The organism is Pedobacter sp. 01N310, from assembly GCF_056399805.1.
The window spans coordinates 205,484-230,097 of sequence record NZ_JBFTSB010000007.1 but is presented as its reverse complement, the minus strand read 5'-3'; the positions used below and the strand labels follow the sequence as shown (position 1 = coordinate 230,097).

At 37.8% G+C, this 24,614-nt stretch carries 25 protein-coding genes; 4 read left to right on the top strand and 21 right to left on the bottom strand.

Annotated elements, in window-relative coordinates:
* The first annotated feature begins 8 nt into the window (after window positions 1-8).
* The gene (locus AC1DNH_RS16545; RefSeq protein ID WP_029274105.1) at window positions 9-575 is read left to right on the top strand and encodes a MarC family protein; all 567 of its coding nucleotides are present in this window, start codon (window positions 9-11) and stop codon (window positions 573-575) included.
* Window positions 576-633: 58 nt separating this feature from the next.
* The gene (locus tag AC1DNH_RS16540; RefSeq protein WP_477579597.1) at window positions 634-858 is read left to right on the top strand and encodes a hypothetical protein; all 225 of its coding nucleotides are present in this window, start codon (window positions 634-636) and stop codon (window positions 856-858) included.
* A gap of 89 nt (window positions 859-947) precedes the next feature.
* On the opposite strand, the gene AC1DNH_RS16535 is transcribed toward AC1DNH_RS16540, so the two are convergent.
* From AC1DNH_RS16535 to AC1DNH_RS16505, 7 genes are all read right to left on the bottom strand, one after another.
* On the bottom strand, window positions 948-2,117 hold the full coding sequence (locus tag AC1DNH_RS16535; protein ID WP_477579599.1) for an RsmB/NOP family class I SAM-dependent RNA methyltransferase: 1,170 nt from the start codon (window positions 2,115-2,117) through the stop codon (window positions 948-950).
* Window positions 2,118-2,150: 33 nt separating this feature from the next.
* A complete protein-coding gene (locus AC1DNH_RS16530; protein WP_477579600.1) occupies window positions 2,151-3,362 on the bottom strand; it encodes an ABC transporter substrate-binding protein in 1,212 nt (403 codons plus the stop codon).
* Between the two features lie 111 nt (window positions 3,363-3,473).
* Window positions 3,474-5,003 (bottom strand): glutamine-hydrolyzing GMP synthase, encoded by a 1,530-nt coding sequence (gene guaA, locus AC1DNH_RS16525; protein ID WP_230151643.1) that lies wholly within the window; start codon window positions 5,001-5,003, stop codon window positions 3,474-3,476.
* 244 nt (window positions 5,004-5,247) lie between these two features.
* Window positions 5,248-5,646 carry a type II toxin-antitoxin system VapC family toxin gene (locus tag AC1DNH_RS16520; RefSeq protein WP_477579604.1) on the bottom strand — a complete coding sequence of 133 codons (399 nt, stop codon included), beginning with the start codon at window positions 5,644-5,646 and terminating at the stop codon, window positions 5,248-5,250.
* Window positions 5,643-5,879 (bottom strand): type II toxin-antitoxin system Phd/YefM family antitoxin, encoded by a 237-nt coding sequence (locus tag AC1DNH_RS16515; protein WP_477579606.1) that lies wholly within the window; start codon window positions 5,877-5,879, stop codon window positions 5,643-5,645. Before AC1DNH_RS16515 ends, AC1DNH_RS16520 begins: the two co-directional genes overlap by 4 nt.
* A 134-nt stretch (window positions 5,880-6,013) precedes the next feature.
* A complete protein-coding gene (locus AC1DNH_RS16510) occupies window positions 6,014-6,472 on the bottom strand; it encodes a deoxycytidylate deaminase (protein ID WP_138818054.1) in 459 nt (152 codons plus the stop codon).
* A 64-nt stretch (window positions 6,473-6,536) separates the two neighbouring features.
* Window positions 6,537-7,973, bottom strand: coding sequence for an MFS transporter (locus AC1DNH_RS16505; protein WP_215131225.1), 1,437 nt, complete (start codon window positions 7,971-7,973; stop codon window positions 6,537-6,539).
* A gap of 143 nt (window positions 7,974-8,116) precedes the next feature.
* Here AC1DNH_RS16505 and AC1DNH_RS16500 point away from each other — a divergent pair, with 143 nt between their 5' ends.
* Entirely contained in the window at window positions 8,117-8,743 is a 627-nt protein-coding gene (locus AC1DNH_RS16500) for a LysE family translocator (RefSeq protein ID WP_477579608.1), read from the top strand.
* A gap of 672 nt (window positions 8,744-9,415) precedes the next feature.
* Here AC1DNH_RS16500 and AC1DNH_RS16495 read toward each other — a convergent pair.
* From AC1DNH_RS16495 to ubiE, 14 genes are all read right to left on the bottom strand, one after another.
* On the bottom strand, window positions 9,416-11,317 hold the full coding sequence (locus tag AC1DNH_RS16495) for an amidophosphoribosyltransferase (protein ID WP_029274096.1): 1,902 nt from the start codon (window positions 11,315-11,317) through the stop codon (window positions 9,416-9,418).
* Window positions 11,318-11,768: 451 nt separating this feature from the next.
* Window positions 11,769-12,590 (bottom strand): glutamate racemase, encoded by an 822-nt coding sequence (murI, locus tag AC1DNH_RS16490; protein ID WP_477579612.1) that lies wholly within the window; start codon window positions 12,588-12,590, stop codon window positions 11,769-11,771.
* Between the two features lie 233 nt (window positions 12,591-12,823).
* Window positions 12,824-13,402 carry an OmpH/Skp family outer membrane protein gene (locus AC1DNH_RS16485; protein WP_057932778.1) on the bottom strand — a complete coding sequence of 193 codons (579 nt, stop codon included), beginning with the start codon at window positions 13,400-13,402 and terminating at the stop codon, window positions 12,824-12,826.
* 63 nt (window positions 13,403-13,465) lie between these two features.
* Complete coding sequence (locus tag AC1DNH_RS16480) at window positions 13,466-13,996, bottom strand: OmpH/Skp family outer membrane protein (RefSeq protein WP_121283542.1); 531 nt, start codon at window positions 13,994-13,996, stop codon at window positions 13,466-13,468.
* A gap of 100 nt (window positions 13,997-14,096) precedes the next feature.
* Window positions 14,097-16,640: an outer membrane protein assembly factor BamA gene (bamA, locus tag AC1DNH_RS16475; RefSeq protein ID WP_215131232.1), complete on the bottom strand. Its 2,544-nt coding sequence runs from the start codon at window positions 16,638-16,640 to the stop codon at window positions 14,097-14,099.
* Between the two features lie 149 nt (window positions 16,641-16,789).
* Window positions 16,790-17,530: an isoprenyl transferase gene (locus AC1DNH_RS16470; RefSeq protein ID WP_029274091.1), complete on the bottom strand. Its 741-nt coding sequence runs from the start codon at window positions 17,528-17,530 to the stop codon at window positions 16,790-16,792.
* Between the two features lie 19 nt (window positions 17,531-17,549).
* Entirely contained in the window at window positions 17,550-18,347 is a 798-nt protein-coding gene (porG, locus tag AC1DNH_RS16465; protein WP_477609644.1) for a type IX secretion system protein PorG, read from the bottom strand.
* 2 nt (window positions 18,348-18,349) lie between these two features.
* Window positions 18,350-19,231: an NAD kinase gene (locus AC1DNH_RS16460; RefSeq protein ID WP_477579616.1), complete on the bottom strand. Its 882-nt coding sequence runs from the start codon at window positions 19,229-19,231 to the stop codon at window positions 18,350-18,352.
* Between the two features lie 9 nt (window positions 19,232-19,240).
* On the bottom strand, window positions 19,241-19,903 hold the full coding sequence (locus tag AC1DNH_RS16455; RefSeq protein ID WP_029274088.1) for a CBS domain-containing protein: 663 nt from the start codon (window positions 19,901-19,903) through the stop codon (window positions 19,241-19,243).
* Window positions 19,904-20,668 carry an alpha/beta fold hydrolase gene (locus AC1DNH_RS16450; RefSeq protein WP_057932771.1) on the bottom strand — a complete coding sequence of 255 codons (765 nt, stop codon included), beginning with the start codon at window positions 20,666-20,668 and terminating at the stop codon, window positions 19,904-19,906. It lies immediately after the preceding gene.
* 183 nt (window positions 20,669-20,851) lie between these two features.
* A complete protein-coding gene (locus AC1DNH_RS16445) occupies window positions 20,852-21,298 on the bottom strand; it encodes a GatB/YqeY domain-containing protein (protein WP_057932770.1) in 447 nt (148 codons plus the stop codon).
* A 111-nt stretch (window positions 21,299-21,409) separates the two neighbouring features.
* Window positions 21,410-22,168, bottom strand: coding sequence for an SDR family oxidoreductase (locus AC1DNH_RS16440; protein ID WP_477579619.1), 759 nt, complete (start codon window positions 22,166-22,168; stop codon window positions 21,410-21,412).
* Between the two features lie 89 nt (window positions 22,169-22,257).
* Window positions 22,258-23,055 (bottom strand): type IX secretion/gliding motility protein PorT/SprT, encoded by a 798-nt coding sequence (gene porT / locus AC1DNH_RS16435; RefSeq protein WP_477579621.1) that lies wholly within the window; start codon window positions 23,053-23,055, stop codon window positions 22,258-22,260.
* On the bottom strand, window positions 23,052-23,783 hold the full coding sequence (ubiE, locus tag AC1DNH_RS16430; RefSeq protein ID WP_215131244.1) for a bifunctional demethylmenaquinone methyltransferase/2-methoxy-6-polyprenyl-1,4-benzoquinol methylase UbiE: 732 nt from the start codon (window positions 23,781-23,783) through the stop codon (window positions 23,052-23,054). The genes porT and ubiE overlap by 4 nt, the downstream gene beginning before the upstream one ends.
* A gap of 154 nt (window positions 23,784-23,937) precedes the next feature.
* On the opposite strand from ubiE, the gene yihA reads away from it, so the two are divergent.
* Window positions 23,938-24,561: a ribosome biogenesis GTP-binding protein YihA/YsxC gene (gene yihA, locus AC1DNH_RS16425; RefSeq protein WP_029274081.1), complete on the top strand. Its 624-nt coding sequence runs from the start codon at window positions 23,938-23,940 to the stop codon at window positions 24,559-24,561.
* Window positions 24,562-24,614: the final 53 nt, after the last annotated feature.

Sequence of the window (24,614 nt, the reverse complement as noted above, 5' to 3'; positions counted from 1 at the left end):
TCGATTTTATGACGTTCAACTTAAGCCAGATCCTATCCACAACGATGGTGCTCTTCGCTATTATCGATATTTTGGGCGCCATTCCCGTTGTAATCGAATTACGTAGAAAAGCAGGTCATATCGAATCAGAAAAAGCATCTTTAGTTGCTACAGGCTTAATGATCCTCTTTTTATTTGTTGGCGAATCGTTATTAAAAGTAATCGGATTAGATGTAGAATCTTTCGCTATTGCGGGTTCTTTCGTGATCTTTTTTATCGCTATGGAAATGGTATTGGGATTAACGATTTTTAAAGAAGAAGCACCAGAAACAGTCTCCATCGTTCCGTTGGCTTTCCCTTTAATTGCCGGAGCAGGAACAATGACTACCCTACTTTCGCTAAAAACAGAATATCATACCCAGAATATTTTAGTGGGCATTATACTCAATATGTTGTTTGTATACTTTGTATTGAAAAATACCAACAGACTTGAAAAACTTTTTGGAAAATCGGGCTTGAACATCTTACGTAAAGCCTTTGGGGTAATTTTATTGGCTATAGCGATTAAATTGTTCAGAAATAATACGGGACTATAGGTATCATTTCAAAGATTCGTCACCCTGAATTTATTTCAGGGTCCAATAATCAAAAAAGATGCTGAAACAAGTTCAGCAAGACGACGAACGTAGAAAAGTACTCATCAAAATGACAATCCTCCAATCAATCTGTAACAATAATTACGTATATCCATCTAAACATAAAGCTTACATCATGAACAGCTTTGAAGAATATACCTTAATTATTGGAGCAATAGCCGTTTTAATCGAAGCGGTAAAATACTTTAAAAAGAATTTCAAATCCTGGTTTGAACATACGTAATGTCGCTTTAAGTGAGCGTCATGCTGAATTTATTTCAGCATCTATATGTTAAGACCCTGAAATAAATTCAGGGTGACGATACAAGTAGTTTAATCCTGGCTCTTCTTAATCAACCTCGCCACAAACATCGTATCGGCATTGTTTTCATAACCCTTTATCAATTCCATTTTTTCCAGTTCTAATGGCAACTGATCAATCATATGCTGAACAATGGCTTCGTTTTCTTCGGCAAAGGCAGAGCAAGTAATGTAAATTAAGGGCTTACCTGGCTTTAAATACTTTACAATATTTTGGACAATCCCCTTCTGGATGCTGGCAAATTGATTAATTTTCCGTTCCTCGAAAAATGTAAGCATTTCGGGTGTTCTGCCCCATGTTCCAGAACCAGTGCAGGGCGCATCCAAAATGATCCCGTCAAATTGATAGTGGTGTAAAACCTGATCGTTGTTCTGTAAAAGATCCAGTTCCTTTTTATGGTACTTTTTGATCCCGGCTAAGCGGAAACGTTCATCTAAATTTAAGAGTACACTTTCTCTCAGATCAGAAACCAAAAGCTCAATCACAGGCTCCAAACTGTGCAACAGCAGCGTTTTCCCACCAGATGCCGCGCAGCAATCCCACCATTTATCCCATTTGTTCGGTTTAAAATAACTGCCTGTGTGCTGAGAAGATAAATCCTGAACCTGATAACTGCCTTCTTTTAATATGGTTTCTAACTTGGTTCCATTAGGCAAAGCCAGAGCAGTATCAGAAATCGCTTTAACCGCAATGTTTTCATCTTCTAATTTTGCAATAATAGCTACAGATTCTTCTCCTCCTACCCTGATAAAGAGATCTGGCTGTTTGAAGAATGAGGTACAAAACGCTTCCCGGTCTAATCCATCAGATAGATTTTCGTGAAACGGATATACCTCCTGCAAATCAAAATCCGGATACCTGGTTTTAATGATGGATATTTTTTCTCCCAGCGGCAGTATAATACTTTCCTTTAATTCCGGCAGATTTTTCTCTACAATAAGGCTAAGTGTATCGTGGCATAAGAAATCGGCAATACTTAAACGTTCTTCCTGCGGAAGTGCCGATAAAGCCTTACCTAATCTAAAAAAGCTATACATATGACGTGTAGCCCATCTCCTATCGGATGAACCCATTTGCTTATGCTGCTTAAAATAGGTTGGTAGAAAACGATGCAAGGGCAAACTTCCATCATAATTACTCAAAATCTGTTCAAAGGCTCTTAACTGATGATCTGCTCTCATGCAATAATTAAAATGGAAGAAAAAATTATAGAATTACTCAACTAGGTTTAACGCAAAGTTTTTAAACTTCAGTAACATTAAACTGGTGTTAATATAGCCTAATTTTTCATCATGGATAAATGAAAAGTTATTATGGAGGCCTTTATATTTATCTTTTACCAGATAATCTCTATAATCCTCTCCATAAGTAGTTAACAGTTTACCGAAATAATAGCCAACATCAAAGCCTTTAAAGGCGTATTCTCCAGGCTCAAATCCATACCTATAGCGATATTTTTTAATAAAGGTAACAACTGTACTGTTTTTATAGTCTATTTTATAAGATGAGCTGATAATGGTATTTAGGTCTTGTAATTTATCAGTGGGATAATTCTGTTTTACCCAATTAGGATGACCAAATAGATTAATGCTATAACCACCAGTGGGTAGATGCTTTAATTTATACAGTTTTTCTACTGTTGGCAATACAAAAGTCCTGTCGGATGAGGTAAGCACCACTGCATATTCTTTGCCTTTGATCATTTTTGTTTCAAAAGCATAGGCCGAAGCATACTCCTGTACCACAAACTTGGTACTGGCTTGAAAATAGTTCCTTATTGGCGCTGCAAATTGTTCGTCTTCTGTTTTCTTTGGGTTAATCAGTACCACTATAGTATTGGCAGGATTATAATTTTTAGCAATGTATGTGGCTATCTTTTTTCCATGTAAACCAATATTATTTACAATGGACACCAGATTTGGATTATTAAATTCTGCAGGTTCGGAAGCAGCCAAAGGAGATACGATGATTGCATTGTTTTCTTTGGCATAATTGGAGATAAACTTTAACCCATCAGGAAAAACAGGGCCAATAATTAAATTGCTTTGTTTAAAACGCTCATTTTTGTACAAAACCGATATATGTGCATTATCATCCTGTGTATCGAAAACATTGAGTTTAAAATTTAAACCCTGAGCCGCGGCAGAATCCAATCCCAATTTAAAGCCCTGATAAAAATCGATAGGCATAGCATATTTTTCTATATCGGCTTTTGTTGCTGTTTTTAAATTCAGCTCATCCAATTTAAAGGGAACAAGTAAGGAAACACTTGCCTGCGAAAACTTTTTGATAGGCTTTTTATCTGTTGGCTTTTCTTTTTCAACCGGTTTTTCCGTTTCAGGCTTGGGTGTCCTGATTTTAGGCGAACAAGCACCCAAAACTACCGCAAACAAAACCAGCAACCAATAAACCTTCTTGAAATTCATACCTATCATTTTTAACAAAATATGCTAGCAAAGTTTATTCCACCTTGCTAGCATAAGCATATTATTTGTATATCGACTCCCGACTAATGACTCAGGACTCTGAACTAAAAACTATTCCCACTCGATAGTTGCAGGTGGTTTAGAGCTGATATCGTATACCACTCTATTGATCCCTTTAACTTTATTGATGATTTCGTTTGAGATTTTAGCCAATACCGGATAAGGTAAATGGCACCAATCTGCAGTCATCCCATCAAGTGATTCAACTGCTCTTAATGCAATTACATTTTCGTAAGTACGCTCATCGCCCATCACTCCTACAGATCTTACCGGTAAGAAAATAGCGCCTGCCTGCCATACTTTATCGTAAAGGCCTGCTTCTTTTAAATTGTCGATATAAATTTTATCGGCATCTTGTAAAATGGCTACTTTTTCTGGAGTAACTTCTCCGATAATGCGGATACCCAGGCCTGGGCCTGGAAATGGGTGACGGCCTAAAATAAACGATTCTAACCCTAAAGTGGTGCCTACTCTTCTTACTTCATCTTTAAACAAAGTTTTAAGTGGCTCTACTACTTTAAGTTTCATAAAATCTGGCAAACCACCTACATTATGGTGCGATTTTATGGTTGCCGACGGCCCTTTAACCGAAACTGATTCAATAATATCAGGATAGATTGTACCTTGGGCCAACCACTTTACATCCTGGATCAGGTGAGATTCTTCGTCGAAAACTTCGATAAATACACGGCCAATAATTTTACGTTTTGTTTCCGGATCTTCTACCCCGGCCAATTGGCCCAAGAATTTATCTTTAGCATCAACGCCTTTAATATTTAAGCCAAAATCTTTATACTGTTCTAAAACACTTTCATATTCGTTTTTACGCAATAAACCATTATCAACAAATATACAGTGAAGGTTTGTACCGATGGCTTTATGTAAAAGTACCGCAGCAACACTACTATCAACACCACCTGAAAGTGCCAAAACAACTTTATCGTTACCTACAGTAGCTTTAATATCGGCAATTGTGGTTTCAACAAAAGCAGCAGAAGTCCAGTCCTGGCTACATCCGCAAATATCAACCAAGAAGTTTTCTAAAAGGATTTTCCCATCAATACTATGCGTTACCTCAGGGTGAAACTGGATGGCATAAGTATCTGAATCTTTAATATGGTAAGCTGCGACTTTTACGCTATCAGTACTGGCAATCAGCTCAAAATTTTCTGGAATATCGGTAATGGTATCACCATGGCTCATCCAAACTTGTGAACCGATGTTAATGCCTTTAAATAATTTATTCTCCTGGTTTACAAAATTCAGGTTAGCACGACCATATTCGCGTGTTGAAGATGGCTGAACTGCACCGCCAGAATGTTGGGCAATATATTGTGCACCATAACAAACAGCCAATAAAGGAAATTTTAAATGGTATTTCGATAAATCGATCTGAGGTGCATCTTCCTGACGAACGGAGAATGGACTACCCGAAAAAATAACTCCTTTTACATCAGGCGTAACCTCAGGAAGATTGTTGTATGGATATATTTCACAGTAAATATTTAGTTCGCGAACCCTACGAGCGATGAGTTGTGTAAATTGCGAACCAAAATCGACGATAATGATTTTTTCTTGCATCCGCAAAGGTACCAATTAGATATGATATTTGAAGCCGGAGATTTGAGATTTTTAGCTTAAAAAAGTCCGGAGTCGGCAGTCAGGAGTCCGAAGCCAGTTTGGAGTCAATTAACCGCTTCAAACAGTTAACCGATTAACCAGTATAACTAAAAAGTCCGAAGTTGATTAACTGATTTAAACAATTAACCAGTAAACTACTTATCGTCACCAATGAACTAATGACAAATGAACCATTGAACAATAATCACCAAACAACCTTTAATCCCGCTGATCGGTATTTATTAATGTCTTCGTCTTTACTGATTAAAGTTATATCTTTCTGAATAGCCTGCCATATTAACATCCTATCAAAAGGATCTCTGTGCCAGTTCGCATTTAAGTGATGGTAATTAGCCACATCATTTGGTAAAAGGGGTAAAAGTTCGTAACCGGCCTCGATTGCGAGTTCAGGCAAAGCCTCCGGTATGATTCTCAAAATATCCAGTTTATTGATTGAATGTTTCAAAGATATTTCCCAAAAACTTATCGTACTCACTAGAATTGTATTTTTTTTGTTCTTTAAAATTTCCAAGCAGACATTCGAAAGCTTGGATGAATACATTAATGACCAAACTAGTACATGGGTATCTAAGAGGTAAATCATATGCCTAAGAATTCCTCTTCAGTAATTTTGAAATCATCTTTAAATATTATTTCGGCTTTCCCGTCAAGCATACCTATTTTACGCTCTTTATTGTTTTCTTCCAAATCAGGAACAAAATACCCAATAACCTCTTTTTTTCTTCCATAAGTTACGGCAATACCAATACCTGCCTTAACATCTTCAAGTACTTCAGAAAAGTGAGCTTTAAATTCTCCAACAGACATTGTTTTCATAGCTAATAGATTTATAATCAAATATAAACAAAACTTGTCAAGTTGTCAAGATAAACCGAGTTATGTTTTAGATATAAAATTGGTGAGCTGATTTACAACTTGCAGTCACCAATGACAAATGAACCACTGAACCTTTACGATTCTATCAAAACCACCTCAACCCCAAATTTCCGTAAAAAGTCTACTCCTTCATCGCTAGGCAAACCTTTGTAAGCTGCATACGATTTAGAATAATAAACCAATTTAATTCCTGATGACAAAATCAAGCGGGCGCAGGCAATACAGGGCGATAAGGTGGTATATAAAGTACAGCCTTCTATTTTCGAACCGTTTTTAGAAGCATACAGAATTGCATTCTCCTCAGCGTGTAAGGCTAAAGAACAGCTTCCCTTACTATCACGCGCACAGCCATGCTCAGGCCATTCCTCGTCGCAATTGTGGGTACCAGCTGGTGGGCCATTGTAGCCGATAGAAATAATACGGGTATCCTTTGTTAACACTGCACCTACATGGGCACGCACGCAATGCGAACGGGCTGCCAAATCGGTGGCAAGGTTCATAAATATCGAATCGAAACTTGGTTTATCTGCCATTATAAAAATCAAAAAAGCCACAAAGAACTAAATCTCTGTGGCTGCAAAATTACTTTATTAAAAATTAATGTCCGCCAGAAATTTTTTGATCAAAGTTTATTCCTTGTGATCTTAATATTCCAGCTACTTTCCAGGCATAGAATGCCAAGTAAGCAAAACAGATAATCCCTACAACATAACTGTATTGAATACCTGTAAATTCTGATACAGCACCTTGTGCCCAACTAATAATACCACCGCCCATAATCATCATAATTAAGAAGCTACTTCCCTGACTGGTGTGTTTACCTAAACCGCTTACTGCCAAGGTAAAAATACAAGGCCATAAAGTGCTACAGAATAAACCTACACTGGTAATGGCATAAACACTTACCATTCCTTTAGTAAACATTCCGATTAACAACGCAGTAATACCTATTGCCGAAAAGATTAGCAACATGCGGGCCGGGTTACCTTTACTCGCCATATCAGCAGCAATTAACACCAATATAATCAAACCGTATACATAAAATGGAGCAAGATCATGTTTTGCTATAGCATTTACAGCTAAGAAAATACCAAAAGCTAAATATGGTGCAATAAAACGTAATACTTTTTGTGTGCTGATATTATCAGTAAAAGCTTCAACAGCACCTGTCCAACGACCGATCATCATACTGGCCCAATATAAAGAGATATAAGGTGCGATATCTTTAATGGCAAAGCCTAAATCTTTCTCCATATAAGCCGGTAGATTACTTGCGGTAGATACCTCAACACCCACATAAACAAATATGGCAATCATACCCAAAACCAATTGCGGATATTGCAAAGCAGATCCCTTAATCGATTTAGTATCCTCAACCACAGCTTCAACCAAAGCAGGTCGATCAGGCAACGATGACATTTTTAAGAAAACAGCAACGGCAATAAAAGCAACTCCCAAAATTAGATATGGAATTTTAACGCTTTCTATACTAATATTTGTAGTTGCATTTGCCGCAGAACCAAAAATAGCGAAACTTACAATAAGTGGTCCAATGGTTGTACCAAAGTTATTAATACCACCGGCAAGCGTTAAACGTTGCGAACCTGTTTTAATTGGCCCTAATGCAATAGCTAATGGATTTGCAACAGTCTGCTGTAAGGAGAAACCTAATGCCACAATAAATAAGCCTGAAAGCATTAAAGGAAACGAATGCATGTTTGCTGCAGGATAAAACAATAAGGTTCCAAGTGCCGAAATAACCAGACCAAGCGCAAGCGAATTTTTATAACCCAATTTGTTTACAATATCTTGTCCTATTATAACAGAAATACCGTTATAAATTAAAGCACCCACTGTATAAGCAATATAAAATGCCAATGAAACCAATTGACTTTCGGCTTGCGATAAATCAAAAGCTTTTTTAAATACCGGTATTAAAATATCATTACTGGCGGCTACAAAGCCCCAGAAAAAGAATACCGTAACCAAAGGAATAAACTGCCCCCACTTGGTTTGTGTTTGTTCTGAACTCATTTTTTAAATCTAGTTTTAGTGGCTCTAAACATAAATAAAAAAAAATGAAAACCAGTAAATTTTATGCAACCTATGCAACAAAAATAAATGTTAAATGTTTAGGTATAAAGTTGCATATTCGCATATTATAAACAATACAATGCATGTTTGAAGCCATATTACTAGGTATAGGAGCAGGGATTATTTCGTCGTTTTTAACAGGGCCGGTATTTTTTGCAATGATTAAAACCAGCATAGAGAGGGGCTTCAAAGCTGGGTTTTCTTTAGCTGTTGGCGTAATTATTAGTGATGTGGTCTTAATTGGCCTGGTTCTTTTTGGCAGCCAGTTTTTTGATTATAAAGCAGAATTTGATAAATATGTAGGCACCATTGGGGGCCTATTCTTGTTAGCCGTAGGTATATATTACCTGGTTTCTAAAATAACGGTGCACTATAATAGTTCAACGCTTCAAAAAGTAAGTAAACGTGGCTATGTAATAAAAGGTTTTTTAATGTGCATCCTTACCCCCTCTACCTTAATGTTCTGGATTATTGTAAGCGGGATCATCTCGGTTAAATTGAATAACATGCTGAACGAAAAGCTAGTCTGCTTTTTTATTGCCATGGCTACCCAATTGAGTATAGATGGTGCAAAGAGTTTCTACTCGAGTAAACTCCGTTATAAAATAAAAGAAGACGCGCTTAAAAAACTGAATAAAATCGCAGGTGTGGTTATCATCTTTTTTGCCATTTGGCTCATCGTTAAAACTTACCTGAAGTTCTACGTATAGGTTTTTACCACAAAGATTATAAAGAAAATCGCAGCATACACATCTTATTATTAGCCACGGAAACACAGAACACACGGAAATTTCCTCACGTTTTGTCACCCTGAGCGGAGTCGAGGGGCCGACAAAAATTACTAGCAGTTTTTTTTGAAAAGCAGGGACAGTGCTGCTATTAAACGTTAGTCCTGCCAATGCTGCAAGTCCTCACCCGATAAAGGATCGGGTTCCGGGCTTTCCGCGAATGTCAGGTTTAGATTAGGGAAGATCGTACTCAATCTTACGGTCATCCTGAGCGGAGTCGAAGGGCAAACAAAAATCACTAAACCAGTTTTCTGTTTTTTTGGAAAGCAGGTGCATTGCTGCTATTAAACGTTAGTCCTGCCAATGCTGCAAGTCCTCACCCGATAAAGGATCGGGTTCCGGGCTTTCCGCGAATGTCAGGTTTAGGTAGGAAAAGATTGTTACCTTTTTTGATGGTCACCTTGAGCGGAGTCGAAGGACTCTTCTCTGCATAGGAAGCTACAATTTGTGTCTTCGTGCTCAGCGCTAAACAGGGGCTCGGAACTCTTCTTTTCTCTGTGCAAACTCGTTGTTCTCAGTGGTAAAAAACAAAAAAAATAGCCCATATAAAATATGAGCTATTTATTATTCAAGTACCCTTTAGGGAATTAGGACCTAATAAGCCCTTTGGTTATTTCCTTCTTTCCAGTTAACGAAAGCTTTATTTACCACTTTATTACCCCCCGGGGTAGGATAATTTCCTGAGAAATACCAGTCACCTTTGTTTTTCGGACAAGCTTCGTGCAAGTTCTCTAAACTTTGATAAATTACTTCAACCTCAGCAACAGTACCTTTTGGCGTAATAATCTGTGCAATTTTAGCCGAAATTTCTTCAGGCGTAAACGGTTTATAAATTTCCTTAACGTGGTTTACAATTTCCTCTTTAGGTAAAAGCAACGAAGCTTTACATTTCGTGTAAACGTCTTCGATCACCTGCCACATACCGCGCTCCGTTAACAACTGAATAGCTGCATCGAAAGCCACGAACTGCCCCATCCTGCTCATATCGATACCATAACAATCAGGGTAACGGATCTGAGGTGCAGAAGAAACAATAATGATTTTCTTAGGGTGTAAGCGGTCAACAATTTTAATGATACTCTGCTTTAAAGTTGTACCACGCACAATCGAATCATCAAGTGCCACTAAAGTATCCTGGTGGTTATTGATAATACCATAGGTAGTATCGTAAACATGTGCTACCATTTCGCTACGGTCTGCGTCCTGAGTAATAAAAGTTCTCAGTTTTACATCCTTAACCGCAAGCTTTTCTACACGGGGCGCTAAAGATAACAGGTCTTCAAGCTGCTGATCTGTTAATGTTTCTTTTTTATGTAAAAGTATATCTTTCTGGTGCCTGCGCACATATTGCTGAACACCATCAACCATTCCAAAAAAGGCTACTTCTGCCGTATTTGGGATAAATGAGAATACTGTATTTTTTAGATCGTAATTAACGGCCTGAAGGATTTTATCGCTTAATAAGCGACCAAGCTGTTTACGTTCGCGGTAAATCTCTACATCACTTCCTTTTGAGAAATAAATACGTTCGAAAGAGCACGACAATCTTTCGGTTGGCTCGCGGAACTGCTCCATGCTCACCTCACCGTTTTTCTTGATAATTAAAGCATGCCCAGGATCGATCTCTTTAACATCTTTGAACTGGATATTAAATGCAGTTTGTAAAGCAGGCCTTTCAGATGCCGCTACAACAATCTCATCATCATAGTAATAATACGCCGGACGGATACCTGCCGGATCGCGCATAATGAACGAATCGCCATTACCCACCATACCACAGATCGAATAACCTCCATCCCATGTTTTGGCCGAACGGCGAAGGATATTTGCAATATCTAAATTATCAGATATTTTGTGTGTAATCGCAATGTTATCATGCCCTTCTTTTTTGTACTGATCGAAAAGCTCCTGGTTTTCATCATCTAAAAAGTGCCCGATTTTTTCTAATACCGTAACGGTATCTGCTTTTTCTTTTGGATGCTGACCTAACTCGTACAATTGCTCCAATAATTCATCAACATTCGTCATGTTGAAGTTACCTGCAATTACCAGGTTACGTGTCATCCAGTTGTTTTGCCTTAAAAAAGGGTGGCAATTTTCGATGCTGTTTTTACCATGCGTACCATAACGCAAATGGCCCATTAACACCTCGCCGATAAAGCTTACGTTGTTTTTGAGCCATTCTGTATCCTGCATTAATTCAGGCGTGTTTTCTTGGATATCGACAAATTTGTTCTGCACATATTCGAAGATATCAGCTACCGCATTAGATGCCATGCTCCGGTATCGGCTGATGTACCTACTGCCCGGTTTCATATCCAGCTTAATGGTGGCAATACCTGCGCCATCCTGGCCCCGGTTATGCTGTTTTTCCATTAAAAGGTATAATTTGTTAAGGCCGTAAAGTGCTGTACCGTACTTTTGCTGGTAGTAAGAAAGTGGTTTTAACAGGCGAATAAAAGCGATTCCGCATTCGTGTTTTATCTGATCACTCATTGTGTGGGTTTGAAGCCGCAAAGTTATCCTTTTAACTCGTTACAACCTAAAGAAAAATGTTTTCTTTTATTATGATGAGTTTAGGCTGACAGATGAACTAAAAGTGCGACTAATCTATCTCTAACTCCAATCGCCCCTTCTAATTAATTCCAATATGTTCAAATAGCCAGCTTAGTTAGTGTAAATTATACACACTTACTTGAATTACCTACAGAGATCGCGCTATTCAATTAATTTCATATATCAACGGTTTGCGTTTTACAGTTACTAATGCAAAAGAGAAAGATTACTGAACCGTCCATCTGTACTGGCAACAAATCAATTTAAAGATTTTTATCAACAGAATAGATACTGAAAGAAGTTCAGCAGGACGCAGATCAGGAATTAACAATTTTCAATGCGCAATTTCCAGTTAACCAATTCAAACAATTAACCAGGGTTCAGTTTACAGTTAAACAATCATTCTATCTGATTTCAACGGCTCTCCGAAAAAAATAGAGGCGTGTTCATCAAAAGCTGCAGGATCACCGCTAGTATAGAAATACCTTTCGCCCTGTTTAGCTAGTTTTTCTTCCATCTCAGGGTGTCTCTTTAAATAATCAGCTAAACTGCGGGATACAATCTCGCCTTGCGTTAAAACGCTTATATGGTCGGGGAATACCTTCTTCAGTTTAGGCATTAATAAAGGATAGTGTGTACAAGCCAATAGCACGCAATCGATAGCTGCCGATTGGCTCAATAACTGATCACAATATTCATTGATAAAAAAGTCAGCGCCAGATTGTAAGTGTTCGTTATTTTCAATCAGTGGAACCCACATCGGGCAGCTTTGCTGGTAAACCTTAATCTCAGGAAAAAATTTATTGATCTCTAAAAGATAAGATTGAGAATTAACTGTACCTCTGGTCCCCATTACCCCTACCGATTTAGTGCTCGTATAACCATCAATTACCTCAGCTGTGGGCCTGATTACGCCAAGCACTCTTCTACCGGGATATTTAGCAGGAAGATCTATTTGCTGGATCGTTCTAAGCGCTTTAGCTGACGCCGTATTACAGGCAAGAATAACCAAATGGCATCCTTTAGCAAAAAGCCATTCTACGCATTCTAAAGTATATTTATAAATGGTCTCGAAAGAATGGTCGCCATAGGGCGAACGGGCATTATCGCCCAAATAGATATAATTGTAATCGGGCAATTTATCGGCAATAGACCGGAAAACTGTTAAACCACCGTAACCTGAATCGAAAATACCTATTGGCGAAGCCTGCATTGTGTTGGAAAGTTATAGATAAATATTGAAAAGTTAAATCTTTAAAACGGTCGTCTTCCTGAACTTGTTTCAGGATCTGCTGCGCTGAAGTTAGACATCAAAGATGCTGATCCCGAAACTCGGGACAGCATGACGAAAATCCTAAAACAAAAAGCGAAACTAAGTTAAACTTAATTCCGCCTTATATTTTGAATTGGTAAGGAGATTTTGAACTCCGAACTTCCGACTCAGAACTACTTTTTAGGTGCTGCTGGTTTTGCAGCAGTTGCAGTGATTCCTAATTTAGTTTTTACTGAAGCAGTAATATCATCACCACCATCCCAGAAAACTAAATTGTTACCACCTTGTCCGTTTGCGATATCGAAAACGTAAGCTAAACCTTTTTCTTTAGCTACAGCAGAAATTGCAGTTGCAACTTTAGCCTGGATAGGTTGGAATAATTCACCTTGTTTAGTACCTATATCTTGCGACGCTTTAGTACGCGCATCAGTAATGCGTTTTTCTAAATCCTGTAATTCTTGACCCGCAGCTTGTAATTCTTTACCTACTGTTTCTTTGTTAGCCTCACTCAAAGTTTTTTGCTTAGCTTCTGCTGCAGCCATTTTACTTTGATATTCTTTGATCATTGCATCAATATCGGCTTGCTTTTGTTTACCTAAGGTTTCTAAAGTAGTTTGAGCTGTTTTAGCCTCTGGTAAATTTGCAAATACCTCTTCAGAATTAATGTGACCCAATTTTTGTTGTGCACTTGCCATATTCGCTGTAAACAATAACCCTGCTGCTACAAAGAATACGTTAATTAACTTTCTCATCGTTTTATTTTACTTTTTTATTTTTTTCTAATTGTTTTTCTTCAAAAATCAGGGGCGAATATACTAATTATTTACAGTCCCTGGTTTATAACCTAATTTTACAATTACGTCATTACTAACATCGTAACTGCTACTCGCATAAATCATCATTGTTGCTTCACTGCTCTTGTCGAAAATGAAGTCTAAATATTTAGATTTTGCAATCTGTTTAATCGCCTCGGCTACTTTATCCTGAATGGGTTTAATTAATTTTACCCTGCTTTGAAAAAGATCCCCATCTGGCCCAAACTTAGAACGTTGAAATTCTTTAGCCTGTTTTTCTTTTTCTATAATCTCGTTTTCACGGCGCTTGCGCATATCATCGGTTAACAAAACCTGATCGGCCTGATAAGCCTTGTACATCCTGTCTATTTCAGAAAAATTCTGGTCCACCTGTTGCTGCCATTGTTTAGAGGCAACATCTAATTGACTTAGTGCCGATTTATATTCTGGTAAATGTTTCAAAATATACTCCGTGTCTACATAAGCAAACTTCTGTGCAAAGGCACCAAAAGAAGTGCAAAGTAGGAATGCGATAAAAAGATACTTCTTCATTTGTGTGTGTGTTAATGATATAGTTAATAACCTAAGCTTTCTTTAAACTCCTATTGCAATGATTTATTGCATAATTAGTTAAATTTTTGTTCTTTATCAATTAAAATCCACCTAATTGTTGTGCGATACTAAATGTAAAATTTTGCTTTCCTCCGTCTGATAGTCCAGGTATGGTATCAAACGCATGTCCATAATCGATACCCAACAAACCAAATATAGGAAGGAAGATCCTTGCACCTACACCCACTGATCTTCTAACGTTAAAAGGATTAAAATCACCAAATCTGTTCCAGGTGTTACCAGCTTCTGCAAAGGCCAAAACGAAAGCTGTGGCTTGTTGGCTTGCAATAACGGGATAACGTGCCTCTAATACATATTTGGTATAAATTGGGCTACCTGATTGCTGCGCTACAGCCGGATCGGATCCATTCGGGATAACAGCATTGTTAGCGTAACCACGCATCGCGATCAGCTCAGATCCCTGCAAGAAATCGAATCCCTGCATACCATCACCACCAAGTTTAAAACGCTCGAATGCTGATTGGCCAACTGCTTTGTTATATTGCCCCAAGAAACCAAACTGGGCCTGCGCTTTGATTACCAGGTTTCCGGCTACACGTTGGTACCATTGTGAATCGAATTTCCATTTATGATATTCAGTAAAGCGATATTTCTCTCTATCTGATGCCGTTGCATAGTTTGTTTTATTTAACAATGAAAATGGTGGCGTTGCCTGAACGGTGAAACGTAAGAATGATCCAGATTTAGGGAAGATCGGCGAATCTCTTGAATCGCGGCTAATCTCCTGTGATAAACTTATGTTGTAAGATGTACCCGTATTGAATAAATATCCTGAATAGTTATTTAAGATGTACTGTTGTACACTAACCGCATGGCTTAACTGAAAATAGTTATCTGGCCAGTTTAATCTTCTACCTAAACTAACCGTTACACCATTTAAACGTATTTTTTGAAACTGCGCATTATCTGAACTTAATCCATTAGATTGTAGTGAAGTAAATGCACTCACACCGAAACTTACCGGTTTCTCGCCACCAAACCAAGGTTGAGAGAAGGAGAAACTATATGATTGGTAATATTTACCGTTGGTTTGTCCACGTAAGCTTAATTTCTGCCCATCACCTTTTGGCAATGGTTTGTAAGCTTTTAAATTAAATAAGTTACGTAACGAAAAGTTATTGAAGGTTAAACCTAATGTACCAATGATACGGCCACCACCAAAACCACCTGATAACTCAATCTGATCTGAAGGTTTCTCTTCTACAGCATATTCAATATCTACAGTACCATCTGCCGGGTTAGGGCGAGGTGTAGGTACAGTTTTAGACTCGTCGAAGTTACCCAATTGACCGATTTCGCGGATGGTACGGATCAAATCACTTTTGTTAAATTTCTGTCCGGGTTTGGTACGGATCTCACGCAAAACAACTTTATCGTTTGTAATGGTATTACCTTTTAAAGTAATGCGGTTGTTGGTATACTGTGGACCTTCGTACATGCGTAATTCCACATCAACAGTATCGCCATAAATTTTGGTCTGTACCGGATCGATATTAAAAGTTAAATATCCATTATCGGTATACATACTGTTAATGTCGCCACCGTTTTCGCCACCGCCGTTTAATTTTTTATTTAATTTTTCTTCGCTAAAAACATCACCTTTTTCGATGGTTAATACTTTTTGCAAAATACTATCCGGATAAATGGCATTACCTGCCCAGGTAATATTACCGAAGTAATATTTTTTCCCTTCGTAAAGGTCCATCCTGATGTTAACCTTTTTCTTGTTATGCTGGTAAATGGTATCTTTTAATAATTCGGCATCACGATAACCTTTCTCGTGCATTTTGGCAATCATTTTCACCTTGTTCTCTTCGTATTTCTCTTTCGCGAATTTTCCAGAGCCCCAAAAGCGCCACCAGGCAAATTGTTTAGGGGTTTTAAGGTATTTTCTGAGTTTTGCTGATTTAAAATCTTTGTTTCCGGTAAAATCGATATGCTGTACTTTAACACGGTGACCTTTATCGATATTTGCTTCTAATACCACACTGTTTTCTGCATTCGGATCTTTACGTGTTTTGTAATCGATCTGGGTAAAGAAAAAGCCCTTATCCAATAAGTATTTTTTAACAATGGCTGAGGTGGTGTTGTACAGGTTATCGTTTACGATTTTACCTGTTTTATCATTTAGCTTTTCTTGAATTGCAGTTTTTTCAGATTTACGGATACCTTTTAAATCGATAGAACTTAAACGCGGGCGCTCAACTACTTCAATTTCAAAATAAACCGAATCCTGAACAAACTTTTCGATATTAAGTTTAACATCATCAAACAATCCCTGCGCCCAAAGCGTTTTAATCGCATCAGAAGTTGCCTCGCCGGGAAGCACGATTTTATCGCCTTTAGTTAGTTTAGATAAGGTAATTAATACTTCTTTGTCTAAATATTGGGTTCCGGTTACCGTGGTACCACCAATGATATATTCTTTTGGACTAAAATAATCGAGATCTAAGCCACCAACCTTTAAAGAAGGGGTTACCGGTGCCTGACCTTGTGGACGTACTTGAGCGAAGGCCGGAGCGGCTAAAACTAGTAGGATTAAAACTTGAAATATTCTTTTCATTAAAATTAATTGTTCAGTAATGGCCAAAAGGTAACGATATTTTATAAAGCAAAATTTCTTTACGTTGTTCCCTTATTATGGTTTCATTTATCGTATAAAAGTGGTGCTAAGTTAGTTTAAACGCTTGTTAAAAAGTGTTAAAAGAAAAATTAGTTTAATTGTTCGCTAATTTTACCAAAACGGCGTTCGCGTTTTTGATAGTCTACAATAGCCTCGAAAAGATCTTCTCGTCTGAAATCCGGCCATAAAACATCAGTAAAATAAAACTCGGTATAAGCCATTTGCCAAAGCAGATAATTGCTGATACGGTGCTCGCCACTGGTCCTGATCATGAGTTCAGGATCGGGTATATTTACAGTTGTTAGTTTAGATGAAAACAGGTCTTCGTTTATATCATCCAAAGAAATCGTATTATCTTTCACAGCTGATGCAATTTTTTTGGCGGCCTCCAAAATTTCCCACTTTGCACTATAGCTCAACGCTAATGTTAAAGTACATTTTTCGTTATGGGCAGTCTTTTCCATGGCTTCTTTTAAATCATCTATACATTCTTGAGGTAAAGATGCAATATTACCAATGGCATTCAGTTTAATATTGTTTTTATTAAGTGTTTCGGTTTCTTTGTTGATGGTAGAAATCAGAATCTGCATTAATGCATCTACCTCTTCTTTAGGCCTGTTCCAATTTTCTGTAGAAAAAGCATACAAAGTGAGGTACTCGATACCTACTTCCACACAACCTTCCACAATGTCTTTTACAGAAAGTACACCTTGTTCATGTCCGAAAACCCGCACTTTACCCTGGCCTTTTGCCCATCTTCCATTACCATCCATGATTACGGCAATGTGCTTTGGCAGGCGGCTATAGTCTATTTGTTCTTTAAATCCCATTAATTATGTCAAAATCAGCTTAAAAGGAATAGCATTTTGAGGATACAAAGGTAAAAGATATGCCAACACTAACAAATAGATAAGTGTCCCTTTTTCTAAAATCGCCTCTTTGGGTACCCGCTTGTCCGATTTGGTAGCGTGAAGGATCGGATAAATTGACCTGATTTTGGCCATTTCCAACTATTACAGGATTAACCGGATAGCGGCCGCTTACATCGTCAATATAATCGGTAAGTGGTGTCCGGTAACCTAGTTCAGTAAAAACACTCCAGGTATTTTTATAATTATACCTGAGCCCTAATCCGTATGGGATAGTTAAAACAGCATTATTGTAACCATTTTCCTGCCCTTCGGTTGCGAGTCGATCTAACCGGTATCTTTCACCATCAATTTTTACCGTAGGTTTAAAAACAACTAAACCAACACCAGTAAAAAGGTAGGGAGTGAATTGTCTGGTTCCGCCACCTATACTGAAGTTAAAAAAATTAAAATCGATCAGCCCGCTAAACTCGTGCATTGATGTTTTAAAACGGAGGTTTCTTTCACGGAACTGTTCATTACTAGAATTAGCATCATCTGCCTTAACTTGTCCGTAAGTATAATTTAAGCGAGCGCCCAAATATTGGTTAAAGTTACGTTTTACATAAGCACCGCCTGAGAGTCCGCTAATTTGCAATGGATTATTTTGATTGAGATCGCCCATGTAACCTGCTCCTCCACCCATTAGCCCAACTTCCCAGGTGCCTTCTTGCGCACGAAGAATTTGTCCGCTAAAGATAAAGAAGAGGAGAATTAAGAGAGGTTTGGTTGGCGTCATACTTAGTAGTTACGGGTATCAATGCCCCATAATAATTTATTTCTTAACGTGTTTAAGTAGGTTTCATTGTTAAGGCGGATAAGATTTACACAAAAATCTGCCTTTTTTATGCTAATTTTTACTGAACGCTCTACGGTGACAGTTCGGCTATCACAAGAAACCAGAAATTTTGATTCGCGTGCTTCTACCTCAAAAGAGAGTTTATTATCATCTGGTACAACCACCGGCCTTACATTTAAGTTATGCGGTGCAATAGGCGTAATTACAAAATTTTCAGAATCGGGATAAATAATCGGGCCACCACAGCTTAATGAGTAAGCGGTTGATCCCGTCGGGGTTGCAATAATCAATCCATCGGCCCAATAAGAATTAATAAACTCATTGTTCATTGAGGCATGGATAATCATCATGGCAGAATTATCGCGGCGGTGAATGGTAATATCATTCAGTGCAAAATTCTCTTCTCCAAACAGGCCATTATCCGATTCTAAAGTTAAAAGAGAACGGGAATCTAAGGTATATTCTCCGTTAATTAAGGCCTTTAGCGCCGATCCTATTTCATTTTTGTTGATGCTGGCGAGAAAACCCAACCGGCCAAAATTGATTCCTATTACGGGTATGCCCGAATTACGGATTAACGATAAGGTATCCAGTAAGGTACCATCGCCTCCTAAGCTCAACAATACATCGGCAAGGTCTTTTAGTTCGCTATGGTTATGAAAAATAATCGTATTGGCAGGCAACTTAATTTTGCCATGAAGGGATGTTTTAAATTTTGAATATAAAACCGGCTGGATATGATGCTCGGCTAAATGATTAAAAACCTCTTGAACGTAGGGCAAAACCGTGTCATTAAAATCTCTCCCGTAAATTGCAATCCTCATAAAGTAGGTTTATACATTTAAATAGTTCATGAAAGAATCGTAACGCTCCTGCGACCCATCATCAATCTGCGTGTTATTGTATACCTCTTTAACCAGATAATCATATCTTTCGAAAGAAGCTACCAATGAAGTAATTTCTGTTTTATTTACTTTGAGCGTTACTTCTAAACGTGTAGAATTTTCGAAAGAATTCACGTAAGAAGAGAGCACCTGTGCATTATCGGCTTCAACAATCTGTGCAATATGTGCCAGAGAATTATCGCGGTTACTGATTTCCAAAACGATAATTCCTCCAGGTTCATTTACAGCATACTGTTCGGCCACGGCATTTACCATGTTATTGATCGAAATTAAACCCAGGTAATTTTTCTGTTGATCTAAAACCGGAACAGCTGTCAATTTTAACTGACTCAATAACCTGATTACATCATAAGTATGTACGTTACTCAACACGAAAACATTAAGTATGTTTACCGCACTATCGCTTAAAAGTGTATCGTGATTATCAATATTTAGTAAATCATCTTCAGAAACCAGCCCCAATAAAGTTACCTCGTTAACAACCGGCAAATGCTTTAGTTTAAAATCGTTCATACGATCTAAAGCTTTCTGCACCGTGTCATCGGCCCTTAGTGATGGAATTGCATCTGATATGATTTCTGCTGCAAACATTTATTTTAACAATATTCTATCTAAAAATTTCTCTAAAAATGCATTAAATATTTCCGGATGTTCCATCATAGGCGCATGCCCACATTTATCAACCCAATTTAATTCCGAATTCGGCAACAATTCATGAAATTCTTCTGCCACTTCTGGAGGCGTAACCTTATCATTTTTACCCCAGATTAAAGAAACCGGTATGGTAATTTTCGACAGTTCTTTAGCCATGTTGTGGCGTATTGCCGATTTAGCCATAGTTAAAATCCTAATAACCCTCGATCTATCGTTAACCGTTTTAAAAACATCATCAACGAGTTCTTTGGTTGCAGTTGCAGGATCGTAAAAAGTAAACTCTACTTTTTCCTTAATGTAATCGTAGCTCTCTCTCCGCGGGAAAGAACCTCCAAAAGCATTTTCGTATAAACCAGAGCTACCTGTTAGTACCAAGGCTTTAACAAATTCCTGATGGGCAACCGTAAATACCAAACCCACATGGCCACCAAGCGAATTACCAACAAGTACTACCTGGTTTAAATTTTTATATTTTAAAAAGCGATGAAGATATCTCGACAATGCTTTTACGCCCAATGTTAAAATAGGCAAATCGTAAATTGGTAAAATTGGAATAATTACACGATAGCGATCTTTAAACTGTTCTATAACCAGTTCCCAATTGCTTAGTTCGCCCATTAGGCCATGTAGCAATACCAGTGTTTCGCCTGTTCCAGCTTCGATGTATTTAAATCCGTCTTCTTCTATTATCGGGTAGGTCATATATATTCTAGATGGTATTGTGCTACTAAGTTAGTAGAGTAAAATTAAATTTATGCATTTCTATGCCATTTTTCTGAAATAAAATCGAAAACGGTATAAAAACGCCCTTTGTAAAGCGGTAAGCAACTAGCGACCAGCGATAAATGCGCTTTAAGCTTTAGTCTTTCTGCTTTTAGCCTTAAATTAAGCTAGTTTTTCTTTAACAATCTCAGCAATTAATTTACCATCGGCTTTACCTGCAAGTTCCTTATTTGCCATGCCCATTACCTTCCCCATATCCTTAACCGATGTAGCACCAGATTGTTTGATTACAGCCTCAATAATTGCAGCAACCTCTGCCCTATCTAACTGTTTTGGCAAAAACTGACTAATCACTTCAATTTCTTCTTCTTCTACCTGATACAAATCTTCGCGATTTTGTTGCTTGTAAATATCAGCAGATTCGCGGCGTTGTTTAATCAGTTTCTGAAGAATTTTAAGTTCAGTTTCTTCCGTAATTTCTTCTGAAGATCCTTTCTCTGTTTTAGCTAAAAGTAAAGCTGCCTTTATTGCTCTTAAACCTCTTAACTGTGCATTGTTTTTAGCCAACATGGCTTTTTTTATTTCCTGATCTATTGTGTTTGATATCATTTCTTTAATTGGTTAATCGTTCCAGGGGTTAAGTGGTTAATTGTTATAAGGTTAATCTGTTAAATGCCATTGCTATTCACAACAGTTAACCAGTTTAAACAATTTAAACAGTTAACCCCTACTTATAATTGTTGCTGTAGCCTGTGCGGTAGGCATAATCAGCATGTCGTTAATGTTAACATGTTTTGGCCTGCTTACTACATACCAAATGGCATCTGCAATATCGTCGGCAATTAACGGCTCCAGGTTTTCGTATACTTTTTTTGCCCGGTCTTCATCACCTTTAAAGCGCACCACCGAAAATTCGGTTTCTACCATGCCCGGATTAATTTCGGTAACCTTTATGCCGTGGGGCAATAAATCGATACGCATACCTTTACTCAAAGCATCAACAGCATGTTTGCTGGCACAATATACGTTTCCATTTGGATAAACTTCTTTCCCGGCAATAGAACCAATGTTAATAATATGGCCGGATTGGTTTGGTATCATCCAGTTGGAAACAATTTTGGTTACATAAAGCAAACCTTTTACATTCGTATCAATCATGGTGTCCCAATCGTTGGTATCGCCTTTATCAATCGGATCTAAACCCTGGCTTAAGCCCGCATTGTTAATCAAAACATCAACCTTTTTCCATTCTGTTGGCAAAACTTCTAAAGCAGCGGTAAGACTTTCTTTATCGCGAACATCGGCAAAAACCTGTTTGATGGTAATGGCATACTTGTCTTCTAAATGATGGGCAATTTTTGCCAACCGATCTTCTCTGCGGGCCAATAATACCAGATTGTAACCTTGCTGAGCAAATGTATGTGTACAAGCTTCGCCAATACCAGAAGTTGCGCCTGTAATTAATGCGATTTTAGACATTTTTATGAATTTTAAGTCTCGGTAATTCTTTAAGATAACATCTTTGATTTACCTACACCAACAAAGGTAAGTTTTTTTGGATTGCAGGACTATTGAAAAATCAAACTGAATGTTAATTGACGTAATTTCAACTTATCTATCGGATTGGCATAAACCGTATTGTCGTGCTGAAGCAAATCGTTGGTCGAATAGGAGAGTTTTATTTCGGGCGACATTTTAAAATACTCAAAGTAAATGTCGAAACCAATACCTGTTTCGTACGACAGATAATTTCTTTGATTTTTTAAAAACTTATTTACCGGTGTTTCGCCTTCATCGAAAGTTTTCTTTTTCGAAGCTATATCTATTGAATATTTAGCGCCGCCTAACCAATATACCCTAAAATTATTCATCCGGTTCGACTTCACCTTTAGGCCTAATGGAAATTCGAACATGGTTGCCTGAACTTTTCTTTCAACTACGGTTTGAAAGTTTTTCGTTTGCCCATTGCCTACGTTGATCGGCGCCATAGGTTCATACTCGTAAGTTACTATCCTATCACTAAAAATAAGGGACGGCGTTGCCCTGATATCGAAGTTATCAGAGATCATTCTGTTCATTACAAAACCCAACCCAAAACCTTGCGATGGTGGGCTAGAAATAGAATTTAATGTTGAGGTAACCGGAATGCCCGAATTCGGATCGTAAGAAGGATCCAGAGAATTTGGCACCTCATAAAAAGGCGATCGCCAATTTTGCTTTTTAAGAATTTTGTATTCGGCTGAGATATATTGGAAATTAAAACCAAAACTCCAATCTTCATCATCTATTCCACCGCCCCAATTTTGAGCAAAGGCGCTTGTAGAAATCATAAAAAGTGAAAGAATGAGGCTTAATTTTCTGATCATTTGGTTCCTACATATATCGAACTTATTCCAAACGTTAAAATTCTTTGTTTGGTACTTTTAAAGCCAACTTTTTCCATCAGGTTGGTAAAATCTTCTCCGTCGGGAAAAGCTGCTACCGATTCTGGCAAATAGGTATAAGCTCTGTGGTCTTTAGAAAATAGTTTTCCAAAGAAAGGCGTTACCTGTTTAAAATAAAAACTATACAGTTGTTTTACCGGGAAAACCTTTGGCTTAGAAAATTCCAATATTACCATTTTCCCGTTGGGCTTTAATACCCTGTACATATCGGTTAATCCTTTTTCGAGGTTTTCGAAATTACGCACACCATAAGCGCAGGTAATCGCATCAAAAGTATCATTTTCGAAATGCAGACCTTCAGAATCGCCTACCTGAACGGTAAAAACTTCGTTTAAACTACGCTCGTTAATTTTCTTCTTGGCTACTTCTAACATACCTTCAGAAATATCAACACCAATTACCTTTTCGGGATGAAGCTTTTTAATGGCTTCAAAGGCAAAATCGCCAGTTCCTGTAGCTACATCAAGCAAAGTTCTCGGGTGGATGGAAACCAGTTCTTTAATGGCTTTCTTACGCCATAATACATCTATCCCTAAAGAAAGAAAATGGTTTAAAAAATCGTAAGTGCCCGAAATGTTATTAAACATGGTTGCAACCTGCTCCTTTTTAGTTGCATCTTCTACTTGGTATGGGGTGATATTCTGATTCATGATATGGGGCAAAGATAGAGAAAAGAGTTTGCAGTTGGGAGTTTGCAGTTGGGAGTTTAGCGATTCCCTTAAACTTTACGAATTGCTGACGACGGTAGGTTTTTGACTCCACACTCCAAACGCCCAACTCAAAACTAATTGTTACCTTTGCACTATGATTATCAAAACGGCAACATTTGTTTGCAGCAACACCCAGATTTCGGCACTACCAGCACCAACTATGCCCGAATATGCATTTATTGGCCGCTCTAACGTGGGTAAATCTTCATTAATCAATATGTTGGTTAATCAACATGGATTAGCCAAAACCTCTCAACGCCCGGGAAAAACACAATTAATTAATCACTTTCTGATTAACGAAGCCTGGTACATTGTCGATTTACCGGGGTATGGCTATGCCAAGGTTTCTAAAACCAGCAGAGAGAAATGGGAGAAATTTATCCGCGCCTATATAACCAAAAGAGAAAGTTTACAATGTGTTTTTGTTTTGATAGACAGCCGTTTAGAGCCACAGGGAATTGATATAGAATTTTGCTATTGGTTAGGTGAAAAACAGATACCTTTTTCGTTAATTTTTACCAAAGCTGATAAACAGGGCATGACAACTACCCAAAAAAATGTAGCTGCCTTTAAGAAAAAATTAGGTGAGTTTTTTGAAGAGATCCCTGCCACCTTTATTTCCTCTGCCGAAAAAGGAACCGGAAAAGATGAAGTGCTGAATTTCATTTATGAGGTGAATAAAGATTTTGTTGTGCCAACAGATTATAAGAAGTTTTAACCAGTTTTCGGTTCACAGTGCACAATTTTCAGTTTAACATTAAAAATCTGTGT

Excerpts from the sequence above, each read along its gene's own strand:
- AC1DNH_RS16545 (WP_029274105.1), top strand. The coding sequence starts at position 9 with ATGACGTTCAACTTAAGCCAGATCCTATCCACAACGATGGTGCTCTTC.
- AC1DNH_RS16540 (WP_477579597.1), top strand. The coding sequence starts at position 634 with ATGCTGAAACAAGTTCAGCAAGACGACGAACGTAGAAAAGTACTCATC.
- AC1DNH_RS16535 (WP_477579599.1), bottom strand. The coding sequence starts at position 2,117 with ATGAGAGCAGATCATCAGTTAAGAGCCTTTGAACAGATTTTGAGTAAT.
- AC1DNH_RS16530 (WP_477579600.1), bottom strand. The coding sequence starts at position 3,362 with ATGAATTTCAAGAAGGTTTATTGGTTGCTGGTTTTGTTTGCGGTAGTT.
- guaA (WP_230151643.1), bottom strand. The coding sequence starts at position 5,003 with ATGCAAGAAAAAATCATTATCGTCGATTTTGGTTCGCAATTTACACAA.
- AC1DNH_RS16520 (WP_477579604.1), bottom strand. The coding sequence starts at position 5,646 with ATGATTTACCTCTTAGATACCCATGTACTAGTTTGGTCATTAATGTAT.
- AC1DNH_RS16515 (WP_477579606.1), bottom strand. The coding sequence starts at position 5,879 with ATGAAAACAATGTCTGTTGGAGAATTTAAAGCTCACTTTTCTGAAGTA.
- AC1DNH_RS16510 (WP_138818054.1), bottom strand. The coding sequence starts at position 6,472 with ATGGCAGATAAACCAAGTTTCGATTCGATATTTATGAACCTTGCCACC.
- AC1DNH_RS16505 (WP_215131225.1), bottom strand. The coding sequence starts at position 7,973 with ATGAGTTCAGAACAAACACAAACCAAGTGGGGGCAGTTTATTCCTTTG.
- AC1DNH_RS16500 (WP_477579608.1), top strand. The coding sequence starts at position 8,117 with ATGTTTGAAGCCATATTACTAGGTATAGGAGCAGGGATTATTTCGTCG.
- AC1DNH_RS16495 (WP_029274096.1), bottom strand. The coding sequence starts at position 11,317 with ATGAGTGATCAGATAAAACACGAATGCGGAATCGCTTTTATTCGCCTG.
- murI (WP_477579612.1), bottom strand. The coding sequence starts at position 12,590 with ATGCAGGCTTCGCCAATAGGTATTTTCGATTCAGGTTACGGTGGTTTA.
- AC1DNH_RS16485 (WP_057932778.1), bottom strand. The coding sequence starts at position 13,402 with ATGAGAAAGTTAATTAACGTATTCTTTGTAGCAGCAGGGTTATTGTTT.
- AC1DNH_RS16480 (WP_121283542.1), bottom strand. The coding sequence starts at position 13,996 with ATGAAGAAGTATCTTTTTATCGCATTCCTACTTTGCACTTCTTTTGGT.
- bamA (WP_215131232.1), bottom strand. The coding sequence starts at position 16,640 with ATGAAAAGAATATTTCAAGTTTTAATCCTACTAGTTTTAGCCGCTCCG.
- AC1DNH_RS16470 (WP_029274091.1), bottom strand. The coding sequence starts at position 17,530 with ATGGGATTTAAAGAACAAATAGACTATAGCCGCCTGCCAAAGCACATT.
- porG (WP_477609644.1), bottom strand. The coding sequence starts at position 18,347 with ATGACGCCAACCAAACCTCTCTTAATTCTCCTCTTCTTTATCTTTAGC.
- AC1DNH_RS16460 (WP_477579616.1), bottom strand. The coding sequence starts at position 19,231 with ATGAGGATTGCAATTTACGGGAGAGATTTTAATGACACGGTTTTGCCC.
- AC1DNH_RS16455 (WP_029274088.1), bottom strand. The coding sequence starts at position 19,903 with ATGTTTGCAGCAGAAATCATATCAGATGCAATTCCATCACTAAGGGCC.
- AC1DNH_RS16450 (WP_057932771.1), bottom strand. The coding sequence starts at position 20,668 with ATGACCTACCCGATAATAGAAGAAGACGGATTTAAATACATCGAAGCT.
- AC1DNH_RS16445 (WP_057932770.1), bottom strand. The coding sequence starts at position 21,298 with ATGATATCAAACACAATAGATCAGGAAATAAAAAAAGCCATGTTGGCT.
- AC1DNH_RS16440 (WP_477579619.1), bottom strand. The coding sequence starts at position 22,168 with ATGTCTAAAATCGCATTAATTACAGGCGCAACTTCTGGTATTGGCGAA.
- porT (WP_477579621.1), bottom strand. The coding sequence starts at position 23,055 with ATGATCAGAAAATTAAGCCTCATTCTTTCACTTTTTATGATTTCTACA.
- ubiE (WP_215131244.1), bottom strand. The coding sequence starts at position 23,783 with ATGAATCAGAATATCACCCCATACCAAGTAGAAGATGCAACTAAAAAG.
- yihA (WP_029274081.1), top strand. The coding sequence starts at position 23,938 with ATGATTATCAAAACGGCAACATTTGTTTGCAGCAACACCCAGATTTCG.